Raw genomic sequence first — 20,488 nt, 5'->3', positions numbered from 1 at the left:
GGTCGTAGGCGTCCCCGCCGTCGCTAACGGCTGAGGGGCCAGGCCACCGAGTGGTGGTCGTGGTCGTCGTCGAGCTGGTCGGCGTGGCGGGCGCAGGCGTCGGTGAGGGCTTCGAGCAGCGTCAGCGGGTCGGGCAGCGGGTGCTCGGGGCCGCGTACCCAGCCGACGCCGAGGTCACCGGGGAGCCGCGCGGGCGGGACGAGGACGTAGGAACCGCGGCAGTGCCAGCGCAGGCCGGGGTGCTCGTCCATGGTCTCGGGGTGGCAGTCCAGCTCGCACGGCCACCACTCGTCCTCGTCCTCGGGCGTGCCCCGGGTGGCGGTGAAGAACAGCATCCGGCCGTCCCCGGACTCGGCGACCGGCCCCACGTCGACGCCCTCGCCGAGCAGCCGCTCCAACGCGGCGCGACCGGCCTCCAACGGAACGTCCAGGACGTCGTGGACCATGCCGGTCGCGGTGATGAAGTTGGCCTGCGGCTGGCCCTCGGCCCACCGCTGGATCTGCGCGCCGTCGGTGGTGGACTGCGTCTGCCAGGCGAACGAGACCGGATGGCGGGCCGGGGTCGGACAGCCGATGCGCTCGCAGGAACAGCGGTAGCCGACGGGGTACGCGGCGGGGGCGAGGGGCAGTCCGGCGGCCGCGATGGCGAGGAGCAGGTCCTCACGGGTCGGTACGTCGGCGGCGGACTTCCTCGGACGCCGGCGCAGCCAGTGCGCGAGTTTGCTCTCCGTGCCGCGGTAGCGGCCGATACCGTCGCCCATCTATCCCCTCACACCTGATCATGCAAGCCCTGCGGTCCCTGCCATGGTCCCACCATCCTGCGCCCCGGGTGACCGGAGTCCCCAACCGGGGTGGAACAACTGGGCGTGATGGGTGGCTATGCCGGAATTGCTCAGCCCGCGGGGCGGGGGGCGATGCCGTGGAGGGCGTACTCGACGAGCCGGTCGGCGTACTCGTGGGTGAGCGGGAGGGTGCGCAGCAGCCAGCGGTGGGCGAGCGGGCCGACGAAGAGCTCCAGGGCGATGCGCGGGTCGATGTCCGCCCGGACGTCGCCGGCCTCCTGGGCGGCGCGCAGCCGCTTGACGTACAGCTGGAGCTGCGGCTCCAGGAGCAGCTCGACGAACTGGGCGCCGAGCTCGGGGTTGATCACACCCTCGGCGGCGAGCGCGCGGGAGGGGGCTTCGTAGACGGGGTCGTTCATCTCGTCGACCGTGGCGCGCAGGACGAACTTGAGGTCGGCCTCCAGGTCGCCGGTGTCGGGGATCTCACTGTCGGCGTCGCCGCCGAGCGCCTCGTTGGCCTGGCGCCCGAGGTCGAGGAAGGCGTCCAGGAGCACGGCCGCCTTGGAGGGCCACCAGCGGTAGATGGTCTGCTTGCCGACCCCGGCGCGGGCGGCGATGCCCTCGATGGTGGTCTTGGCGTAGCCGACCTCGCCGACGAGGGCGAGGGCGGCGGCGTAGATGGCGCGGCGGGAGCGTTCGCTGCGGCGCGCGGAGTCGGGTGCCTTGGTGTCTGCCATGGGTCTCAATCTAGCAGCCACGCGAGGCGAGACGGTTCGTCTTGAAAAGCTTGACAAGACGATACGTCTCGTATCAGTATCGGAGTGTCAGCACGGACGACGGCGGAAGGAGACCACCATGACGCGTGGCGGAAGCGGCGGCATGCTCGGCGTCGGCGGCACCCGCAGGAACCTCTCCCGCGCGGCGCTGCGCGGCAGCGGCGGCGGCCGGGCCGGCCGGGGTGCCGATCCGGCGGCGCAGAAGCGGGAGTTGCTGCGCACGTTGCGGGAGGTGAAGCAGGGACGTACGGCGCGCGACGCTTCGTGAGTCCCGGGTGAACCGCCCGCCAACTCACCCGTACGGTCCACTGCGCGAAGGCTCCTCACGGCGCACCATGGCTTGCACGCACACACCGTGCGTTGCCATGCCGTCCGTGAGGAGCCTTCCTTGCCTCGTGACGCAACACCCCGCCGCTACCTGATGTGCCCACCCGCGCACTTCAGGGTGACCTACTCCATCAACCCGTGGATGGATCCGGCGAAACCGGTCGACCTGCCGCTCGCCCTCACCCAATGGGAAGACCTGCGCGACCGCTACCGCTCGCTCGGCCACACCGTCGAGCAGCTGGACCCCCGCCCCGACCTGCCCGACATGGTGTTCGCCGCCAACGGCGCCACCGTCATCGACGGGCGGGTGCTGCTGGCCAGGTTCGCCCACGCCGAGCGCGTGCCCGAGGCCGCGGTGCACCGCGCTTGGTTCCTGGCGCACGGCTTCACCGACATCCACGAACCCGACCACATCAACGAGGGCGAGGGCGACTTCGCCGTCACCTCCACCTATCTCCTGGCCGGGCGCGGCTTCCGCTCCAGCCCGCTCTCGCACGACGAGGCGCAGGAGTTCTTCGGCCGCCCGGTGATCGGTTTGGAGCTGGTGAACCCCCGCTACTACCACCTCGACACGGCGCTGTGCGTCCTGGACGAGGCGCGCGACGAGATCATGTACTACCCCGGCGCCTTCTCGCCGGGCAGCCGCGCGGTGCTCCGGCGGCTCTTCCCCGACGCGCTGATCGCCGAGGAGGAGGACGCGGCGGCCTTCGGGCTGAACGCCGTGAGCGACGGCAGACACGTGCTGCTGCCCCAGGCGGCGGTGGGGCTCTTCCGGCCGCTGCGGGAGCGCGGCTTCGAGCCGATCGGCATGGACCTGGGCGAGCTGCTCAAGAGCGGCGGCAGCGTGAAGTGCTGCACGCAGGAGCTGCGGGAGTAGGGGCGCGAGCCGGGAACGGACGGACCCGGTCCGGGCGCGGGGACTCCCGCCCGGACCGGGTCCGCACCGCCGGGTCAGTCCTCCAACGTCAGCTTGAAGAAGGCGTGGTGGCCGTGGAGGACGACCTCGGCCTTGCCCTCGGCGTCCTCGTACGCGCCGCTGCCGCCGGTGATCGCCGAGTCGCCGCCGTGCGGACCCCGCCCGTAGCGGTCGATCGTGTCGGTGAGCGTGATGCTGCCCTCGTCGGTGCGCAGCACGCGCTGGCACTGCGCCACATAGCCCTTGCGGTCCACCTTGACGGCGGTGCACTGCGCGGTGGCGTCCCCGATCTTCTTGCCGGGCTTGCCCTTGTCGTTCTCGTGCAGGTGCGCGAAGACCGACCAGTCGGCGCCCGTGTGCAGCAGCGGGCCGACGGGCTTGGTGTCCGACTGCTTCACCGCCAGCCAGTCGAGCACTTTCGTCTCGTCCTTGGCCGGTACGGGCACCGACGCCGCCGGGGTGGCGGCGGTGAGACCGAGGGCGATGGCGGCGAGCGCGGCGGTGGCGAGGGCGCGGAGCATGGGGCCTCCTGAGATGAGGTGAGGGGACGGCAGCGACCCCAGCTCAACCCGGCCCCGGCCGCCCGGCAACCGGCGGGGGCGCCCCCTCACCCGGGCGGTTGCCGCTTGTCACCTCATCGGAGGGTCGGCTCACTCGTGCGGGGGCGGGGGCCACGCGTCGCCCCACGCCGCGTCCCGCGCCGCCTTGTAGAGCGCGCCGTGCCGCTTGGTGACCGTGTCGCGCCGCAGCCCGTCGGCCTCGGTGCAGAGGTCGAGCAGCACCTGCCCCTTGCGGATCTGCGGCTTGCGGGTGACGCGCGCGGGCGCCGGGACGACGGGGAAGCGGGTCGCCACGACGTAGGAGAACTTCTCGTCCTCGTACGCCAGCGACCCGCCCTTCACCTGGCGGTGGAGCGACGAGCGGCTGACGCGCGCCGCGAAGTGGCACCAGTCGGTGCCCGGCTCGATGGGGCAGGCGGCGCTGTGCGGGCAGGGTGCGGCGATGCGCAGGCCGGCGGCGATCAGCAGGTCGCGCGCTTCGATGATCCGGGCGTAGCCGTCGGGGGTGCCCGGTTCGACGATCACGACGGCCTGCGCGGCGCGGGCCGCCTCGGTGACGACGGCCGCGCGGTCGGCCTCGGTGAGCTCCTTGAGGACGTACGAGACGGTGACGAGGTCGCCGCCCTCCACGCGGAGCGCCCCGCTGATGCGGGCGCGCCGCCACACCGCGTCCGCCAGCCCCGGCACCCCGGACGCGGCGGCCAGCTCGCGCCCCAGCGCCAGCGCGGGCTCGGCCCAGTCCAGCACCGTGGTCCGCGCCGCCGAGTCCCACGCCTCCGCGACGGCCCAGCTCGCCGCGCCCGTACCGCCGCCGATGTCGGTGTGCGTGCCCGGCACCCACTCCGGGGCCGCGGCCCGCAGCGCGTCCAGCGCGGAGCGCACCGCCTCGAACGTCGCGGGCATGCGGTAGGCGGCGTACGCGACGACGTCGGACCGGTCGCGCAACACGGGCGCGTCGGTCGGGGTCGTCCCCCGGTAGCTGGCGATGAGCCGCTCGACGGCCTGCGCGGCCTTCGTCGGCGGGAGCCCGTCGAGCAGCCCGGCCAGCGCGTCACGCAGAGCGCCCGAGACGGAGGCCGAGGCGGAGACCGGAACGGAAGCCGGAGCGGAGGCCGAGACGGAGGCCGAGACGGAGTCGGAGGGGGACGGGGAGACGTTCACCGACCCATCGTAGGCGGCCCCCGGAGGTGCCCCGCGTTGCTAGGCTGGCCGCCCTGATCCGGGTGGGCGGGCTCACGGGGGGACCATGAGACAGAGGATCGTGCGCATGGCCCTGGTGGCCGGTGTGACCGTCCTGGCCCTGCTGCTCCTCCTCGCCACCTGCGGTGGCGGCGCCGACGACCCGAAGGGCACCCCGAAGCCGACCCGGACCGCCACCGGCAGCGCCACTCCGGCCGCCCCGGTCACCCGGCTGACCGTCCCCGCCGCGTACGACACCCGCCGCGGCTGGGAGCTCCCCGACGTCTCCGCCGGCTACGTCGTGGACCCCGCCACCGGCCTGATCGCCTATCTGGAGCCGGTGGGCGCGGCGCAGTACCGCCTGCGCACCGTCGACGCCACGACCGGCCGGCCCCGCTGGACGAGCCGCCCGTGGCACCCGCTGGGCGGCCCCGGCGACGTACCGCGTCTGCTGTCCCTCGCCAAGGACGGCCGGCGGTACGTCGTGGCCTGGTCGTACGGCTCGCTCCGCGGCGACCCGCTGACGCCGGCGAGCAGCTTCGTCTCCCTCGACGTGTACGACGCCGCCGACGGCGCCCGGCGGCGGGTGGAGGTGCCGTGGCCGGACGCGCCGATAGTGACCGCCACCGGGCCGGGTGTCGTCGTCAGCGACGGCAAGGCGAGGAGCGCGGTCGTCGCGCCGGACACCGGCGAGGTCACCACCGTCGCGCCGGAGGCGCTCGGGTATCCGAAGGGCTGCCCGGAGTGCCGCACCCTCACCGAGGTGCGCGGGATGACCCCCAAGGGCCTGCTGGTCAGCGGCGCCCGGAGCTTCTGGGTGCGCGGGGGCTGGGCGAGCCGCGGCCACGCCCCTTCGGGCGCCGATCCGGCGAGCGGGGTGCCGACCTCGCTGACCCCGGGGCACGTCCTGGCCCGCTGGCAGCACAAGAAGGGCGCCCGGCGGGCGGCCACGCACGACGTCTGGGCCGTGCACGACGTGACCACCGGCGCGCCGCTGGTGCAGACGGAGTGCCGCAAGCCCGCGATCGAACCGGGCGAGCACCCGAGGGCCGTGACCTCGCCCGGCGCGCGGTACCTGGCCGCCGGAAGCCTCGCCTTCGACCTGGACGCCCGCACCGGCCGCTGCTTCGAGAACCCCGACGGCACCAGCCCGCTCACCCTCACCACGGTCACCGACGACGGCGTGGTCTACGGCGCGAGCAGCGCGCGCAGCCCGTCCGACGCCCTGGCGGGCGGCGGCAACCCGGTCCGGATCGACCTGTCCACCGGGGTGCCCCAGGCGCTCCCGCCGAACGTACGGCTGCCGGAGGCCGAGGTGGCGGGCGTGGGACTGTTCCGCTGGACGGACCCGGCGGACCGGGTGCACCTCGTCGCGTACGCGGAGAAGGACTAGCGCTCAGGCCGCTTCCTTGCGCCAGGGACGGCACAGCAGCAGGAAGCAGCCCACCGCGCCGACCGCGCACACCAGCTGCACGACGGCCATCGGAACGGCCGTCCGCTCCCCGGCGATGCCCACCAGCGGGGAGGCGACCGCGCCGATCAGGAACGACGACGTACCGAGCAGCGCGGAGGCGGAGCCGGCGGCGTGCGGGGTGCGCATCAGCGCCTGGGAGTTGGTGTTGGGCATGGCCAGGCCCATCGCCGACATCAGGACGAACAGCCCGGCGGCGACCGGCACCAGGCCGACGGGCCCGAAGACGCCGCTGGTCATGAGGAGCAGGGCGAGGGAGGCCAGTGTGAGCACCGCGAGGCCGAAGGCCAGCACCTTGTCCATGCTGACCCGGCCCACCAGCAGCTTTCCGTTGATCTGCCCGACCGCGACGAGGCCGACGGAGTTGAGCCCGAAGAGGAGGCTGAAGGTCTGCGGGGACGCCCCGTAGAGGTCCTGGACGACGAAGGGCGAGGCCGAGATGTACGCGAACAGCGCGGCGAAGGAGAGCGATCCGGCGAGCATGTAGCCGGTGAAGACCCGGTCGGCGAGCAGCCCGCGCATGGTGCGCAGCGCCTCGCCGACGCCACCGCCGTGCCGCCGCTCCGGGGGCAGCGTCTCGCCCAGCCACTTCCACACCACGAGCGTGAGCAGCACCCCGACGGCGGTCAGGACGTGGAAGACGCCGCGCCAGTCGGTGAGCCGCAGCACCTGCCCGCCGATCAGCGGGGCGATGATCGGCGCGACGCCGGAGATCAGCATGAGGGTGGAGAAGAACCGGGCCATCTCGACCCCGTCGTACAGGTCCCGCACCACCGCCCGGGCGATCACGATGCCGGCCGCGCCGGCGAGGCCCTGGAGCAGCCGGAAGGCGATGAGCAGCTCGATGCCGGGCGCGAAGGCGCAGACGGCGGTGGCGGCGACGTACACGATCATGCCGACGAGCAGCGGGCGGCGGCGGCCCCACTTGTCGCTCATGGGACCGGCGACGAGCTGGCCGAGCGCGAGGCCGGCGAGACAGGCGGTGAGGGTGAGCTGCACGGTGGCGGCGGGCGCGCCCAGGGCCTTGGTGACCTCCGGCAGGGCCGGGAGGTACATGTCCATGGAGAGCGGCGGCAGGGCGGTGAGCCCGCCGAGGACGAGCGTGACGAGGAGGCTCGCGCGGCGCGCGGCGGCCGTGGCTCCCCCTGTCGTCGGTGCCGTGGTCTCGGCGCCTTCGGTGCGTATGTGGCTGGGGCCGCTCTCCGGCATCACGTCTCCTCGTTCGCGGGCTGGCTCAGCGCCCTATGCTCGCAGGTCGACGGCAATGGTTGAAACCTCAAGGGCCGGGGGCGGCCCCGCCGGGGTCATACCGGCCGGAGGCCCGGATTCCCCGCCTCCGTCACGAACGACGCGGCGGTGGTGACGGAGGCGCCCGGGGTCGTCACCGCGGAGACGGTACGGAAGTCGGCGCGGGCCTGTCCGGGCGTGAGGGTGACCCTGAGGTAGCCGCGGCGGCCGTTGTAGAACCGCAGGTGCGGATTGGCGCGGGTGAGGTTGTCCCAGTTGGCGGGCTTGTCGGCGCCGTCCCGGCCGCTGCTGACGGAGGTGGCGACGAGCTCGGTGCCGACCGTGCGGGAGGCGGGGTCGTCGAAGTCGGCCTTGAGGTCGAAGGCGTACCCGACGTGCACGTCACCCGTCAGCACGACGAGGTTCTCCACCCCGGCCGCCTGGGCGCCGTCGAGGACGCGCTTGCGGGAGGCGGGGTAACCGTCCCAGGCGTCCATGGACAGCTTGAAGTCGGGCCCGGGGACGTTGCGCCGCCGGGCGAAGGTGACCTGCTGCGGTACGACGTTCCACACGGCGCCGGAGTCCTTCCAGCCGTCGATCAGCCAGCGCTCCTGCTCCGCGCCGGTCATGGTGCGGGCCGGGTCCTCCGATTCCGGGCCGGGGGTCTGCCAGCCGTCGCCGTAGGCCTGGTCGGAGCGGTACTGGCGGGTGTCGAGGATGTCGAACTGCGCGAGGTCGCCGAAGCGCAGCCGCCGGTACAGCCGCATGCCGGCCCCGGTCGGCCGCTGTGGGGTGCGCAGGGGCTGGTTCTCCCAGTACGCGCGGTAGGCGGCGGCCCGGCGCAGCAGGAACTCCTCCGGCGGTACGTCGTTCTCGGGGGTGCCGCCCGCGTAGTTGTTCTCGGTCTCGTGGTCGTCCCAGGTGACGACGAAGGGATGGGCGGCGTGCGCGGCCTTCAGGTCCCCGTCCGTCTTGTAGAGGGCGTACCGCAGGCGGTAGTCCTCCAGGGTCACCGTCTCCCGGTTGAAGTGCGCGGGCAGCTGCCGGTCGGTGTAGCGCCGGTGGCCGCCCGCCGCGTCGACGGCGTACTCGTACAGGTAGTCCCCGAGGTGGAAGACCGCGTGGACGTCCTCCTCCGCGAGATGCCGGTACGCCGTGAAGTACCCGTCGTGGTACGCCTGGCAGGACGCGGCCGCGAGCCGCAGCTCCCCGACGCGGGCGGCGGCGTGCGGCGCGGTCCTGGTGCGGCCGACGGGGCTCAGCCAGGCCCCGGCGCGGAAGCGGTAGTAGTACGGGCGCCCGGGAGCGAGGCCGCCCGCCTCGACGTGCACGGTGTGGTCGAACTCCGGGTGCGCGGTGGCGTGGCCGCGTCTGGCGATCCGGGTGAACGCCTCGTCGTGCGCGAGCTCCCAGCGCACCTGGACGCGGGCGCGCGGCAGGCCGCCGCCGGGTTCGTACGGGCGGGGCGCGAGGCGCGTCCACAACAGGACCGAGCCGGGCAGGGGGTCGCCGGAGGCGACGCCGAGCGTGAAGGGGTCCTCGGTGATCTTCCGGGCGTCGAGCTCGGCGGCGCTCGCCGCGCCCGCGGCCGGCAGGTTCACGGCGAAGGCGAGGGCGGCGGCGGCCCCGGTGACGGTGAGGAAGCGGCGGCGGTCGAAGTGGCGGGCGGCGGCGCGCAGTTCGGCGGTCATGTGCTCAGTGCACCCGGCCTGGTTGTCGCGTCCACAACATCCACATGTCGGCCATATGAGTTCCAGGTGCCGGACCCTCCCGTACGCTGCGGCCCCATGAACGCTGTACGGAGGATCGCGGTGGTGACGGGCGCGGGCTCGGGCATCGGCCGGAGCGTGGCGCTGGCACTGGCGGAGGACGGCTGGTCGCTGGCGCTGGCGGGCCGGCGGGCCGAGCCCCTGGAGGAGACGGCGGCACGCGCGGGCGAGGGGGCGGAGGCGCTGTGTGTCCCGACGGATGTCACCTCCCCCGACGCGGTGGCGGCCCTCTTCGCCGCCGTACGCGACCGGTACGGCCGCGTCGACCTGCTCTTCAACAACGCGGGCAGCTTCGCGGGCGGCGGCACGCCGGTCGAGGACCTGGACCACGACACGTGGCGGTCGGTCGTCGACGTCAACCTGACGGGCGCGTTCCTGTGCGCCCAGGCGGCGTACCGCCAGATGAAGGAGCAGTCGCCGCAGGGCGGCCGGATCATCAACAACGGCTCCATCTCGGCGCACGTGCCGCGCCCGCACTCGATCGCGTACACGGCGACCAAGCACGCCATGACGGGCCTGACGAAGTCGCTCTCGCTGGACGGCCGCCCGTACCGCATCGCCTGCGGCCAGATCGACATCGGCAACGCGGCGACGGAGATGACCGAGCGCATGCAGGCGGGCATCCTCCAGGCGAACGGCACCCTGGCCCCCGAGCCGGTGATGGACGCGGCGGACGTGGCCCGGACGGTGGCACACATGGCGGCGCTGCCGCTGGAGGCGAACGTCCAGTTCGCGACAGTCATGGCCACGGCGATGCCGTACATCGGGCGCGGCTAGGGCGTGTCCGGAAAGTAGCGCCGTCTGCCCGCAGGGCAGGGCCCGCGGCGTCTGGTGCGTGTGATCGCAGGGCGGCGGGTCGCCCCCGTACCGGCCAACCCACCGAGCCCTGCCCGAACACGATCCGCCGAACAGGACCGAGCCGCGTCCGAACGCTTTGTCGGATGATCACCCCGGTGCGTAGGGTCGCTGCTGACACGCACCGACCGCGTCTGAGGTCGGAGGCTCCGCCGCCGACGGGGGCCATGAGCGGCGGCTACGGGGAAGGAACCAGTTGAAGAGGCGTTTCGTGGCAATGGCCGCCGGCATGGCGACCGTTGCGCTCGCACTGCTCGGGCCGGGGAGTCCACAGGCTCAGGCCGAGCAGGGTGTCCAGGCCGCGGAGGACCATGGCCTGTCGTTGGACAACTTCGTCCTGCGGCCGGTACGCAACCAGGCCACGTTGGGCAGGCTCACAAGCGAGCTGAAGACCGAGATCCCAACGGTCGGAGTCAACAAGATCCTCCAAGAGGCGAACAACACGGGCACACGGGAACGATCCGGCTCGTGCAACCCGTCCGCGTCGGCCGGGGTCCCCATCGACAACCTGTACAGCAGCATCTGCTTCGACGCCGACGACGCGGGAACCGACGGCGGCACCCCCGAGTGGCGTCCCCAGGGCGTGACGAGTGTCGCCGACGCCGACGCGGACCAGGTCTGGGGCGATCCCGAACCCGACATCGGTTGGAACCCGTCCGAACACCGGCCGATGATCGTCACCTGGTACCACCTGGACAAGGTCACCGAGTCCCCTGACAAGAACGGAAAGAACACCGACGTCAAGGGCGTGCGGATCAGCATCATCGACAAGAACACCGGCAAGTACGCGCACGTCCTGCTGGTCTACCCGTACGACAACGTCAACCAGAACGCCAGCTACATGAGCCTGCGCACGTCGCAGCGCTACGGAGAGGGTTCCCTGCACGCCGGCGGCATCGTGTGGTACGGGTACAAGCTGTACGTGCCCGACACGGCCCGTGGTTTCCGCGTGTTCGACCTGCGGGACATCATGGATCTCAAGGCCGCGGGCGACAGGGGCAACCTGACCGAGAAGCGCATGGTGGGCCGGCAGGACGGCGTCTACTACGGTCACGGCTACCGGTACATCCTCCCCGAGTCCACCGGCTGGACCAACGCCGCATGCGACGACTTCGACCTCCCTGGCGGCCTGCCCGGCTGTGACATGCAGGACGAGGACAAGGATTGCACCGCGGACGACCGCACCCCGAGGACCAGTTACGCGAGCCTGGACCGCTCCGGATCCGTACGGCACATCGTGAGCGGTGAGTGGTGCTCGGCAACCGCCGTGTCCGGTCCGAAGGAGACGGGCCGGGTCATCCGCTGGCCGATGGAGACCAGCGGTGGAGTCCCGCGTACCGACGCGAACGGGATGTGGCGGGCCGACGCGGCCTACCGCATTCCCTATGTCTCCACATGGGATCAGAACGGCACCGTCCAGGGCGCGGCCGTGATCGACGGGACCTGGTACCTGAGCCAGAGCTACGGTTCCACGAAGCTGGGCACCCTGATCAAGGCCACCCAGCCCGGCACCAGCACCGGAACGCTGACCGCCGACCCGGTCCGCCGCGTCGCGGCGATCGGCGTGGAGGACCTCTCGGTCTGGCCACGGGACGGAGCCGACCTCATCTGGAGCGTCAGCGAATTCCCAGGGAAACGCATGCTGTACTCCGTCACCCAGTAACGGAGCCCGCCGGCTGCCCCGCCCCGGCGGGGCGGCCCGGAAAGATCCAGAAGACAGGCCCTAGGCGGCGCGGCGTGGAACAAGAGTCCGCCCCGGGTGCGTTGGGACGGACATGACGATCACTTCGCGCTCCGCCGAGGTCCTGCGCTACACGGCGTTCTCCGCCGACCCCGGCGGGGGCAACCCGGCGGGTGTCGTCCTCGACGCCGCCGGGCTCGGTGACGCGGACATGCTGGCGATCGCCGCCGAGCTCGGGTACAGCGAGACCGCGTTCCTGACGCCGCCGCCGGAGGGGCTGGACGGAGCCGGCGCGGGGCGGGCGTTCACCATCCGCTACTTCAGCCCCAAGGCGGAGGTGCCGTTCTGCGGGCACGCCACCGTCGCGACGGCCGTCGCGCTCGGCGAGCGCCTGGGGCCCGGGGACCTGGCGTTCGCCACGCCCGTCGGGACCGTGCCGGTGACGGTGACCGAGGACCGCGGGGCACTGCGGGCCACCCTCACCAGCGTGGAGCCGCGCGTCGAGGAGGCCTCGCCGGCCGACGTCCACGAGGCGCTGGAGGCGCTGGGCTGGTCACCCGCCGAACTGGACGCGGCCCTGCCGCCCCGGATCGCCTTCGCGGGCGCCCGCCACCTGGTGCTGGCCGCCGCGACCCGGGCCCGCCTGGCGGACCTGGCGTACGACTTCGACCGCCTCGCGACGCTGATGCGCCGCCTGGACCTGACGACGGTCCAACTGGTGTGGCGCGCCTCGCCGACGGTGTTCCACGTCCGCGACCCGTTCCCGGTGGGCGGCGTCGTCGAGGACCCGGCGACGGGCGCGGCGGCGGCCGCCTTCGGCGCGTACGCCCGCGAGGTGGGCCTGGTGCCCGAGGCGGCGGTGCTCACGCTCCACCAGGGCGAGGACATGGGCCGCCCGGGCGTCCTGACCGTCGAACTGCGCGCGGGCGAGGGCCGCGTCCGCGTGAGCGGCGCGGGGGCGCGGATCACCGGGTAGCGGGTGCCTCAGGAGGGCTGCCAGCCCTCGATGAGCATCACGACGAAGAGCAGCGGCAGGGCCTGGAGCAACGCGGCGACGCGCCCCTTGCCCAGCCACAGCAGCGCCCCCAGCGCGACGGTCAGCCCCGCGCAGACGAGCAGGTCCTGAACCGGCGGCTCGACCCGCCCGCCCCCGCCGACGGCCGCCGCCCATTCGGTCATGCCGACGTCGAGGAACGCGTACCCGCAGATCAGCACGTTGAAGGGCAGCGCGGCCAGGAAGAGCCCGAGATTGCGCGGCCCGGGCCGGGGCCGGGACGCGGATGCTTCGCTCATGCGTCCCACCGTGCCGCCGTACTGCCCACGGCGAATGAGTACGCGTACCCAGCCGGGCCTGAGTACGGCGTGCGGCAGCGTAGCGGAGGGGCTGCGGACGAGGGGCGGCGGACGAGTTGCGCCGAACGGGACGCCGGACCCTGGACACCCACGAGGTCGTGGAGGCCCAATCTGTGGAATCACCCCTCCACCTGTGAACGTCCTGTGTAGTTTGAGCGGCGCTCAGTTCACGGCCCCTGGAGACCCGATGACGCCACCGCCGCCGCCCGGCTACCCGCAGCAGCCCCCGCCGTATCCGTATGCGCCTTCGCCGGTCCGCCGCTGGTGGCAGCACCCCGCGCTCATCATCACGGCCTTGGTCCTCATCCCGCCGGGTGGCATCGCGCTCGCCTGGCTCAGCGGCTGGAGCCGTACGAAGAAGATCGTCGCCACGGTGCTCTCCGGCGTGTGGTTCCTGGCGATCGTCCTCAGCGACCCGCCGAAGGAGCCGCAGGCCGACGCGAAACCCGCCGCGACCAAGAGCACGGCGCCGACGACTCCGGCACCCGGCACCACTCCGAGCCCGGCGGGACCGCCCAGTTACGTCGGCAAGAACCTCAAGGACGCCCGCGCCGCGGCAGACGCCGCCGGGTACGACTCCGTCTCGCACGACGCCTCGGACAAGGACGCCGGCCAGTGGGACGACGACAACTGGCGCGTCTGCTTCCAGACTCCGGCGGCGAAGAAGACCGGCAAGCTGCCCACCCTGGACTTCGGCGTGGTCCGCGTGGAGTGGCCGTGCCCGGCGAAGGACGGCGAGCCGATCCCGTTCCCGAAGATGCCGAAGGTCGTCGGCCTGACGTTCACGAAGGCGTCCGACACCCTCGAGCCGATCGGCTTCGAGGAGATCGAGCCGCAGAGCGCGTACACCGACGTCACGCTCCCCGCCTCCGTGGACGACTGGAAGGTCTGCTTCCAGGAGCCCGAGGAGGGCAAGGAGATCGAGTCCCCGAAGACGACCACGGCGTACCTCAAGCTGACCGCGCCCGGTACCGCGTGCCCGACGGACGAGCACACCGAACTGCATCCCGACCCGACGACGCCGCCGCCCAGCACCGGCGACGACGACGCGGACTCCTCGTCGTCCGGCGGCTCCTCGTCGTCCGGCGGCTCGACCGGCTCCGGCGGGGGCGGCAGCGCCTACTACAAGAACTGTGACGCGGCCAAGGCCGCCGGCGTGGCCCCCATCCGCAGCGGTGAACCCGGCTACCGCAAGGGCCTGGACCGGGACGGCGACGGCATCGCCTGCGACAGGTAACCACCGGCCCCGGCAAGCCCCCGCCCCTGGCGGGGGCTTCGTCGTCCGTACCCCCGGCACGGTACGGCTCGCGTCACCGAAGGGCCCCGCCCGTACCGGATCGGGGGAAGCCTCCCGCTGCGCCGGGAGCACCGGCTCGTCCGGGCACTACCCTCCGGCGCATGGACGATGAACCGCTGTCCCAGTGGGCCGAGCGCCGCGACGCGAGGATCGGGCAGCTCCGCGCCGTGCCGCTCGTGAGCGGCGACGGGCCCCGCGGGTCGCATCTGAACCCCGAGGCACCGCGTGCGATCCAGCGGTGGAACGGGCACATGTGGGAGCCCCACGGTTTCGCGACCGACCTCGCGCAGGCGAGGCGGGTGCTGTTCCCCGACGCCGAGACGGCGCCTGCCGAGGCGCCGACGCCGAAGCTCGGACCCGGAACCGGGAGGCACCGGAAGCCGCAGGCTCCGCGGTAGGTGTGGGGCAGACGAGTCGGGCTGTACGCCGGGTTCTGTGCCCCGGGACCTCGCGGTCGTCGGGGCGACGGCCATCCATCTAGGACCGGCGTTGCCGCCGGCCTCGTGCGGTCTACCCGCGGACTCGGGCGGGCAGCCCTCGAACGTCCGCGCAGAGACACCGGGGTGTCTCCTTTTGACCTTGCTCCAGGTGGGGTTTACCTAGCCGCCTGGGTCACCCCAGGCGCTGGTGGTCTCTTACACCACCGTTTCACCCTTACCGAGGACCGAGGTCCCCGGCGGTCTGTTTTCTGTGGCACTGTCCCGCGGGTCACCCCGGGTGGCCGTTAGCCACCACCCTGCCCTGTGGAGCCCGGACGTTCCTCGGGAGGATCCGAGGATCCCCACGCGGCCGTCCGCCCGGCTCGTCTGCCGTGTCGACCATGGTACCCGGCTGCCGCGACGCCGGGACCGGACGCCTTGACCTTGCCGCAGCGTCAACGTTTGTACTGGTTCCATGCGAATCGGAGAGATCGCCGCCCTCGTCGGGATCACCACGCGTGCGGTGCGGCACTACCACCACCTGGGGCTGCTGCCCGAGCCCTCGCGGCGGGCCAACGGCTACCGCGAGTACGGGCTGCGCGACGCCGTGCTGCTCGCGCGGATCAGGCGGCTGACCGAGCTCGGGCTCGGGCTGGAGGAGGTGCGGGACGTGCTCGCCGACGACGCGGGGCGTGAGCTCGTCGACGTACTGGAGGAGCTGGACGCCGACCTGGCGCGGCAGCAGGCGGAGATCGGGGCGCGGCGGGAGCGGCTGCGGACGCTGCTGGGGCGGGCGCGGGCGGGGCGGCTGCCGGTCGAGGGGCCGGTGTCGCCGGGCCTCGCGGAGCTGTTCGGGGACATGGCCCGGGCCTCCGCCGCGCGGCCCGGGCCCGAGCCCGCGATGGCCGCGCGGGACCGCGAGGTGCTGGCGCTGCTGGAGTCCGTGGCGCCCGGAGAGGAGGGGGAACGGCTGGTGGAGGCCATGCGGGCGATGGCGCTGGCGCCGGGGGCGATGGACCGGGCGTACCAGGTGTACGAGCGGCTCGACGCGCTCGCGGACGCCGCGGTCGACGACGTGCGGGTGGAGGAGGCCTCGCGGGCGCTGGCCGGGCTGCTGCCGGATGGGATGGTGCCGGAGGCGGCGGAGACCGAGAACCGGGCGCTCATGGACGTGTTCTTCGCGGACTTCGCGCCCGCGCAGGCCGAGACCCTCCGGCGGGCGCTGCGGATCGTCGGGGAGCGGGGGCGGTGAGGCCGGTGGTGGCGCTCGTCCGGCACGAGGCCCGGCTCCTGGCGAGCCTCGCGCGGTGGGTGGCCAGGCGGCCGGACGGGGTCGGCGGGGCGGACGTCCTGGGCGTCTTCGGACATGCGCGGGACCAGGCGGCGTACATGTACGGCTTCGCCTTCGTGTGCGCCGTCGAGACGGTGGGCATGGCCTGGCTGCTGGCGCCCTGGCCGGTGGTCCACCAGGTGTTCCTGGTGCTGGACGTGTACACCGTGCTGTTCGTGCTGGGGCTGCACGCCGCGTCGGTGACCCGGCCGCACGTGCTGACCCGCGACGCGCTGCGGGTGCGGCAGGCGGGGCACGTGGACGTGGTGATACCGCTGGAGCGCATCGCGTCCGTACGGCATGAGCTGTTCTTCTCGCATCCGAAGGAGGAGGGGGCTCTCCAGTTGGCGGTCGCGTCGCAGACGTCCGTCACGATCGAGCTGGCCGAGCCCGTCACCGCCGTACGGTTGCTGGGCGGGCGGTATCCGGTGCGTACGGTGCGGTGTCACGCGGACGACGCGCGGGCGCTGGTGGCCGCGGTCAGGCGGGCGCGAACAGCGCTTTCGCCCGGCCCGGGTCGGCCTGGGTGAGCCGTACGCGCAGCCGCTCGCCCAGCGGGAGGGGGCGCGTGCCGCCTTCGACGCGGGCGACGACCGCCGGGTCCTGGAGGTGGACGGTGCCGACGGCCGGGTCGCGGTCGTGGACGTCGACGACGTACGCGTCGAAGACCTCGCCGACGTGGTCCTGGAGCAGGGCCGCCTCGACGAGGTCGACGCACTCCCGCTCGACGGTGCCCGCCCGGCGCGTGCCCGCGGCCATCTCGTCGGGGAGCGCGGGCAGGGCGGCGCGTACCCACTCGGGGGGTTCGCGGCCCGCGACGGCCGCGAGGCAGAGCTCGCCGGCGTAGCGGTCGACGAGCCGGCGCAGCGGCGCGGTGCAGTGCGTGTACGCGTCGGCGACGGCGGCGTGGACGGCCGGCTCCGGCAGCTTGCCGCCGTCGAAGACGGTGTAGCCGGCGCCGCGCAGGAGCGTGGTGCAGTCCTGGAGGAAGGCGGCGTGGCGGGGGTCGCGGGGGTCGAGCGAGCGGACGAGGGCGGCGTACGAGACGTGGTGCGGCCACGCGATGCCCAGCGCCTTGGCCGCGTGCCGCAGCCGGGCCACGGCGCCGGAGGGCGCGGTGGGCAGGGTGCGCAGGATGCCGGTGCCCGCGGCGGTCATGAGGTCGGCGGCGGCCATGCCGGTGAGGAGGGAGATCTGGGCGTTCCAGCCGTCGGCGGGGCGCGGGGCGCGGTACTCCAGGCTGTAGGTCCCGTCCCGGTCGCTCCGGGTGACCTCCTGCTCGGGGACGTTGAGGGAGATCCCACCGCGCTCCGCCTCCAGGCGTTCGCGCAGCATCCCGATGTCGCGCAGGAGGGCGAGGGGCTCCTCGGCGGTGCCGGTGTCGATCTGCTCCTGGACCTCGGCGTAGTCGAGGCGGGCGCGGCTGCGGACGAGGGCGCGCTCGACGTCGGTGGCGACGGGGTGGCCGTACGCGTCGAGGTCGATGCGCCAGAGGAGGGCGGGGACCGGGCGGCCCGGGAGGAGGCTGGCGGCGCCCTCGGAGAGGACGGGGGGATGGAGCGGGACGCGGGCGTCGGGGAAGTAGAGGGTGAGCACGCGGCGGTGGGCTTCGGCGTCGAGCGCGCCGCCGGGGGTGACGAAGGCGGCGACGTCGGCGATGGCGTAGTGGACGCGGTAGCCGCCGTCGGGCCGGTGGGCGAGGTGCATGGCCTGGTCGAGGTCGGTGGAGCCGGGCGGGTCGACCGTGAAGAACGGGATGTCGGTCGCGTCCCGGGCCGGCAGGCGCGGCGCCTTGGCGGCGGCCTCCGCCTCGGCGAGGACGGGGGCCGGGAAGGCGCCGGGGACGTCGAGCCGGGCGCGCAACGCCTCCAGCGCGGCCCGGAGGGGAGCCTCGGCGGCGCCGGTGACGCGGATCTGGCGGCGGGGCATGGACCGAGCGTAGGCCGCAGGGCGGGGGGCGGCACGTCGGCGCCCTGCGGCGCATCAGCGGCCCGCGGCACCTCGGTGGCCCGCGGGGCGGGGGCGGGGGCGGCATGCGGCACGTCGGCGGCTCCTCGCCGTCGTCTCGTACGCTGGCGCGGGGGCCGCACCCCCTTTTCGTACGTGACGAAGGAGAACCACCGTGCTCGTGCTGTTGCCGCCCTCCGAGGGCAAGGCCGCTTCCGGCAGCGGCGCGCCGCTGGAGCCGGGCGCCCTGTCGCTGCCCGGGCTCGCCGGGGCGCGGGCCGCCGTGCTGGACGAGCTGGTGGAGCTGTGCGCCGCCGACGAGGACAAGGCCCGCGAGGTGCTCGGGCTCAGCGAGGGGCTGCGCGGCGAGGTCGCCAAGAACGCCGGGCTGCGGACGGCGGGCGCGCGACCGGCCGGGGAGATCTACACGGGCGTGCTGTACGACGCGCTGGGCCTGGCCACGCTCGACGAGGCGGCGCGCGAGCGGGCACGGGAGTGGCTGCTGGTGTTCTCGGGGCTGTGGGGCGCGGTGCGCGTGGACGACCGGATCCCGTCGTACCGCTGCTCGATGGGCGTGAAGCTGCCGGGACTGGGCGCGCTGGGCGCGTACTGGCGTACGCCCATGGCCGCGGTGATGCCCGAGGCCGCCGGGGAGGGGCTGGTGCTGGACCTGCGGTCGGCGGCGTACGCGGCGGCGTGGAAGCCGAAGGGCGAGGTGGCGGGGCGTACGGCGACGGTGCGGGTGCTGCACGCGCCGACGCGCAAGGTGGTGAGCCACTTCAACAAGGCGACGAAGGGCCGGATCGTCCGGAGCCTCCTGGAGAACGGGGCCGCGCCCGGCTCACCGGCCGAGCTCGTGGAGGGGCTGCGGGACCTGGGGTACGTGGTGGAGGCGGAGGCCCCGGCGAAGGCGGGGAAGGCGTGGCAGCTGGACGTGCTGGTGGACGAGATCCACTGAGCCGCCGTTGCGCAGTGTGCAACGGCCGTTGCGGTGCGCACGGAGCCTCGGGAGGATGCCGGGGTGAACCCCGCGCCTTCCGTGCTGGACCTGGCCGCCGCCGCCCCCGTCGTCCCCGTCGTCGTCCTCGATGACGCCGCCGACGCCGTACCGCTGGCGCGTGCGCTGGTCGCCGGCGGGCTGACGGCGATCGAGGTGACGCTGCGTACGCCGGCGGCGCTCGACGCCATCGGGGCCATCGCCGACGGCGTACCGGACGCGGTGGTCGGCGCGGGCACGGTGCTCTCGGCGCGCGGCGTGGCGGCCGCGGTCGCGGCGGGGGCCAGGTTCCTGGTGAGCCCCGGTTGGACGGACGGCCTGCTGGACGCGATGGAGGCGTCCGGCGTGCCGTACCTGCCGGGGGTGTCGACGGCCTCGGAGGTCGTCGCGCTGCTGGAGCGCGGGGTCGGCGCCATGAAGTTCTTCCCGGCGGAGGCGGCGGGCGGCACGGCGTACCTGCGGTCGCTGGCCGGCCCGTTGCCGGGGGCGCGCTTCTGCCCGACGGGCGGCATCTCGGCCGCCTCGGCGCCCGCCTACCTCGCCCTCCCGAACGTCGCCTGCGTCGGCGGCAGCTGGATGCTCCCGCCGGACGCCCTCGCGGCGCGGGACTGGCCGCGGGTGGAGTCCCTGGCACGCGAGGCGTCGTCGCTGCGGGATACGCCCCAGCTCTAGGACTTGCCCATGCCGGCGACGAACTCGTCCCAGGTGGCGACCGTCTTCGCCGGGGGCGCGGTGACCGGGGGGACGGCGCCGAAGTCGGAGTACTCCTCGGCGAGCTGCTGCTGCCCCTTGGGGGTCGTGCCGGATTCCTGGGCCTTGAGCACGAGGTCGTCCTTGCCGACCCACATGTCGATGACGACCGACTTCAAGCCCTGCTTCTTGGCGAGTTGGACGTAGGAGTCGCGGACGTCCTTCTTCATGGCGGGGCCGTCGTACGAAGCGAGCCGGTCGAGCACGACCGTGCCGCGGTAGTGGTCGGCGGGGCGGCCGGCCACCTTCTCCTCGGCGACCCACGCGGTGGAGTCGGTCGCGGCGAGCGCGCCCGCGAACTCGGTGATGTAGCCCGCCGCACGGGAGTTCCCCGCGTCGCCACCGTCGGCACCGCCGAGGTCCATGGTGTACCAGCCCTTGCCGGGGATCGCGTCCGTCTTCACGTAGACGTTGCCGCCCGCGAAGATCATGTGCTGCGACCCCGTGGCCGACTTCGTCTTCATGTCCGTGGCCGAGGGCTTCCGCTGGAAGAGCATCTCGGACCGGCTGCCCGGGTCGTCGGGGCCATGGCCCGTCTGGATCGTCTTGTACGACGGCTGGGCGTCCATCTTCTCGGCCGCGGACATCAGCACGGCACGCGGATCGGTCCGCCTGCTGTCGTCGTCACTCCGGCTCCCGCCACCGGCGCGGTCGGAACCGCCCTTGCCCTGACCTGCGTCGCCACCGCATCCCGTCAGCACCATCGTGAGCGCCGCCCCCGCGGCTGCCAGCACGATGCCCCTCCCCTTTGCCTGCACAGGCCACATTCCTTCTCAGTTGTCCGACATTCTTCGCGATCTTAGCCGTTTGCGCAGGTCGGACCATGTGCAGCGGAGGTCGGGCGGGGTGGAG

The 20,488-nt window shown here is 73.5% G+C and carries 21 protein-coding genes and 1 other RNA gene; 12 read left to right on the top strand and 10 right to left on the bottom strand.

Translation table 11 applies throughout. The annotated features are described in order from the left end of the window. Window positions 1-23: 23 nt before the first annotated feature. Together AC07FJ_RS02430 and AC07FJ_RS02425 are read right to left on the bottom strand one after the other, a co-directional pair. Window positions 24-761, bottom strand: coding sequence for a bifunctional DNA primase/polymerase (locus AC07FJ_RS02430; RefSeq protein ID WP_479044434.1), 738 nt, complete (start codon window positions 759-761; stop codon window positions 24-26). A gap of 131 nt (window positions 762-892) precedes the next feature. After that, a complete protein-coding gene (locus AC07FJ_RS02425; protein ID WP_479044432.1) occupies window positions 893-1,519 on the bottom strand; it encodes a TetR/AcrR family transcriptional regulator in 627 nt (208 codons plus the stop codon). A gap of 118 nt (window positions 1,520-1,637) precedes the next feature. On the opposite strand from AC07FJ_RS02425, the gene AC07FJ_RS02420 reads away from it, so the two are divergent. Both AC07FJ_RS02420 and ddaH read left to right on the top strand, forming a co-directional pair. Continuing rightward, window positions 1,638-1,826 carry a DUF6243 family protein gene (locus AC07FJ_RS02420; protein WP_479044430.1) on the top strand — a complete coding sequence of 63 codons (189 nt, stop codon included), beginning with the start codon at window positions 1,638-1,640 and terminating at the stop codon, window positions 1,824-1,826. 87 nt (window positions 1,827-1,913) lie between these two features. After that, a complete protein-coding gene (ddaH, locus tag AC07FJ_RS02415) occupies window positions 1,914-2,762 on the top strand; it encodes a dimethylargininase (RefSeq protein ID WP_479044428.1) in 849 nt (282 codons plus the stop codon). Window positions 2,763-2,836: 74 nt separating this feature from the next. Here ddaH and AC07FJ_RS02410 read toward each other — a convergent pair whose 3' ends face one another. Together AC07FJ_RS02410 and AC07FJ_RS02405 are read right to left on the bottom strand one after the other, a co-directional pair. After that, window positions 2,837-3,322 carry a hypothetical protein gene (locus AC07FJ_RS02410; protein ID WP_479044426.1) on the bottom strand — a complete coding sequence of 162 codons (486 nt, stop codon included), beginning with the start codon at window positions 3,320-3,322 and terminating at the stop codon, window positions 2,837-2,839. A gap of 129 nt (window positions 3,323-3,451) precedes the next feature. Beyond that, window positions 3,452-4,420, bottom strand: coding sequence for a small ribosomal subunit Rsm22 family protein (locus AC07FJ_RS02405; protein ID WP_479045254.1), 969 nt, complete (start codon window positions 4,418-4,420; stop codon window positions 3,452-3,454). Between the two features lie 187 nt (window positions 4,421-4,607). Between AC07FJ_RS02405 and AC07FJ_RS02400 the strand changes: the two genes are divergently transcribed. Next, a complete protein-coding gene (locus AC07FJ_RS02400; RefSeq protein ID WP_479044425.1) occupies window positions 4,608-5,933 on the top strand; it encodes a hypothetical protein in 1,326 nt (441 codons plus the stop codon). Between the two features lie 3 nt (window positions 5,934-5,936). Here AC07FJ_RS02400 and AC07FJ_RS02395 read toward each other — a convergent pair whose 3' ends face one another. Continuing rightward, window positions 5,937-7,220, bottom strand: a complete 1,284-nt coding sequence (locus AC07FJ_RS02395) for a Bcr/CflA family multidrug efflux MFS transporter (protein ID WP_479044422.1) — start codon at window positions 7,218-7,220, stop codon at window positions 5,937-5,939. 95 nt (window positions 7,221-7,315) lie between these two features. After that, on the bottom strand, window positions 7,316-8,929 hold the full coding sequence (locus AC07FJ_RS02390) for an alkaline phosphatase D family protein (protein ID WP_479044420.1): 1,614 nt from the start codon (window positions 8,927-8,929) through the stop codon (window positions 7,316-7,318). 96 nt (window positions 8,930-9,025) lie between these two features. On the opposite strand from AC07FJ_RS02390, the gene AC07FJ_RS02385 reads away from it, so the two are divergent. The 3 genes from AC07FJ_RS02385 (at window position 9,026) to AC07FJ_RS02375 (ending at window position 12,519) form a co-directional block, all read left to right on the top strand. After that, window positions 9,026-9,784: an SDR family oxidoreductase gene (locus tag AC07FJ_RS02385; RefSeq protein ID WP_479044418.1), complete on the top strand. Its 759-nt coding sequence runs from the start codon at window positions 9,026-9,028 to the stop codon at window positions 9,782-9,784. 307 nt (window positions 9,785-10,091) lie between these two features. Beyond that, window positions 10,092-11,525 (top strand): hypothetical protein, encoded by a 1,434-nt coding sequence (locus AC07FJ_RS02380; protein ID WP_479044416.1) that lies wholly within the window; start codon window positions 10,092-10,094, stop codon window positions 11,523-11,525. 112 nt (window positions 11,526-11,637) lie between these two features. After that, window positions 11,638-12,519 (top strand): PhzF family phenazine biosynthesis protein, encoded by an 882-nt coding sequence (locus AC07FJ_RS02375; protein WP_479044414.1) that lies wholly within the window; start codon window positions 11,638-11,640, stop codon window positions 12,517-12,519. Between the two features lie 8 nt (window positions 12,520-12,527). Here the strand turns inward: AC07FJ_RS02375 and AC07FJ_RS02370 are convergent, their stop codons facing one another. Continuing rightward, complete coding sequence (locus AC07FJ_RS02370) at window positions 12,528-12,836, bottom strand: hypothetical protein (RefSeq protein ID WP_479044412.1); 309 nt, start codon at window positions 12,834-12,836, stop codon at window positions 12,528-12,530. A gap of 247 nt (window positions 12,837-13,083) precedes the next feature. On the opposite strand from AC07FJ_RS02370, the gene AC07FJ_RS02365 reads away from it, so the two are divergent. Both AC07FJ_RS02365 and AC07FJ_RS02360 read left to right on the top strand, forming a co-directional pair. Beyond that, entirely contained in the window at window positions 13,084-14,133 is a 1,050-nt protein-coding gene (locus AC07FJ_RS02365; RefSeq protein ID WP_479044411.1) for an excalibur calcium-binding domain-containing protein, read from the top strand. 161 nt (window positions 14,134-14,294) lie between these two features. After that, window positions 14,295-14,591: a DUF6087 family protein gene (locus tag AC07FJ_RS02360; RefSeq protein ID WP_479044409.1), complete on the top strand. Its 297-nt coding sequence runs from the start codon at window positions 14,295-14,297 to the stop codon at window positions 14,589-14,591. An 8-nt stretch (window positions 14,592-14,599) separates the two neighbouring features. Here the strand turns inward: AC07FJ_RS02360 and rnpB are convergent. Next, window positions 14,600-14,998: RNase P RNA component class A (gene rnpB, locus AC07FJ_RS02355), an RNA gene on the bottom strand. An 89-nt stretch (window positions 14,999-15,087) separates the two neighbouring features. On the opposite strand from rnpB, the gene AC07FJ_RS02350 reads away from it, so the two are divergent. Next, entirely contained in the window at window positions 15,088-15,864 is a 777-nt protein-coding gene (locus AC07FJ_RS02350; RefSeq protein WP_479044406.1) for a MerR family transcriptional regulator, read from the top strand. Then, entirely contained in the window at window positions 15,861-16,472 is a 612-nt protein-coding gene (locus AC07FJ_RS02345) for a hypothetical protein (RefSeq protein ID WP_479044404.1), read from the top strand. The genes AC07FJ_RS02350 and AC07FJ_RS02345 overlap by 4 nt, the downstream gene beginning before the upstream one ends. Here AC07FJ_RS02345 and AC07FJ_RS02340 read toward each other — a convergent pair. Beyond that, window positions 16,423-17,871 carry an RNB domain-containing ribonuclease gene (locus AC07FJ_RS02340; protein WP_479044402.1) on the bottom strand — a complete coding sequence of 483 codons (1,449 nt, stop codon included), beginning with the start codon at window positions 17,869-17,871 and terminating at the stop codon, window positions 16,423-16,425. The two genes, AC07FJ_RS02345 and AC07FJ_RS02340, sit on opposite strands and share 50 nt — an antisense overlap. Window positions 17,872-18,064: 193 nt before the next feature. Between AC07FJ_RS02340 and yaaA the strand changes: the two genes are divergently transcribed. Continuing rightward, entirely contained in the window at window positions 18,065-18,847 is a 783-nt protein-coding gene (yaaA, locus tag AC07FJ_RS02335; protein ID WP_479044401.1) for a peroxide stress protein YaaA, read from the top strand. Window positions 18,848-18,910: 63 nt separating this feature from the next. Further along, window positions 18,911-19,558 (top strand): bifunctional 4-hydroxy-2-oxoglutarate aldolase/2-dehydro-3-deoxy-phosphogluconate aldolase, encoded by a 648-nt coding sequence (gene eda, locus AC07FJ_RS02330; RefSeq protein ID WP_479044399.1) that lies wholly within the window; start codon window positions 18,911-18,913, stop codon window positions 19,556-19,558. Here the strand turns inward: eda and AC07FJ_RS02325 are convergent. Continuing rightward, complete coding sequence (locus tag AC07FJ_RS02325) at window positions 19,555-20,370, bottom strand: SCO4651 family lipoprotein (RefSeq protein WP_479044397.1); 816 nt, start codon at window positions 20,368-20,370, stop codon at window positions 19,555-19,557. The genes eda and AC07FJ_RS02325 overlap by 4 nt on opposite strands. Between the last annotated feature and the right edge of the window lie 118 nt (window positions 20,371-20,488).

This window comes from Streptomyces sp. NPDC045998 (assembly GCF_056430285.1).
The sequence above is the reverse complement of the archived record's forward strand: the minus strand, read 5'-3'. Positions and strand labels throughout refer to the sequence as shown.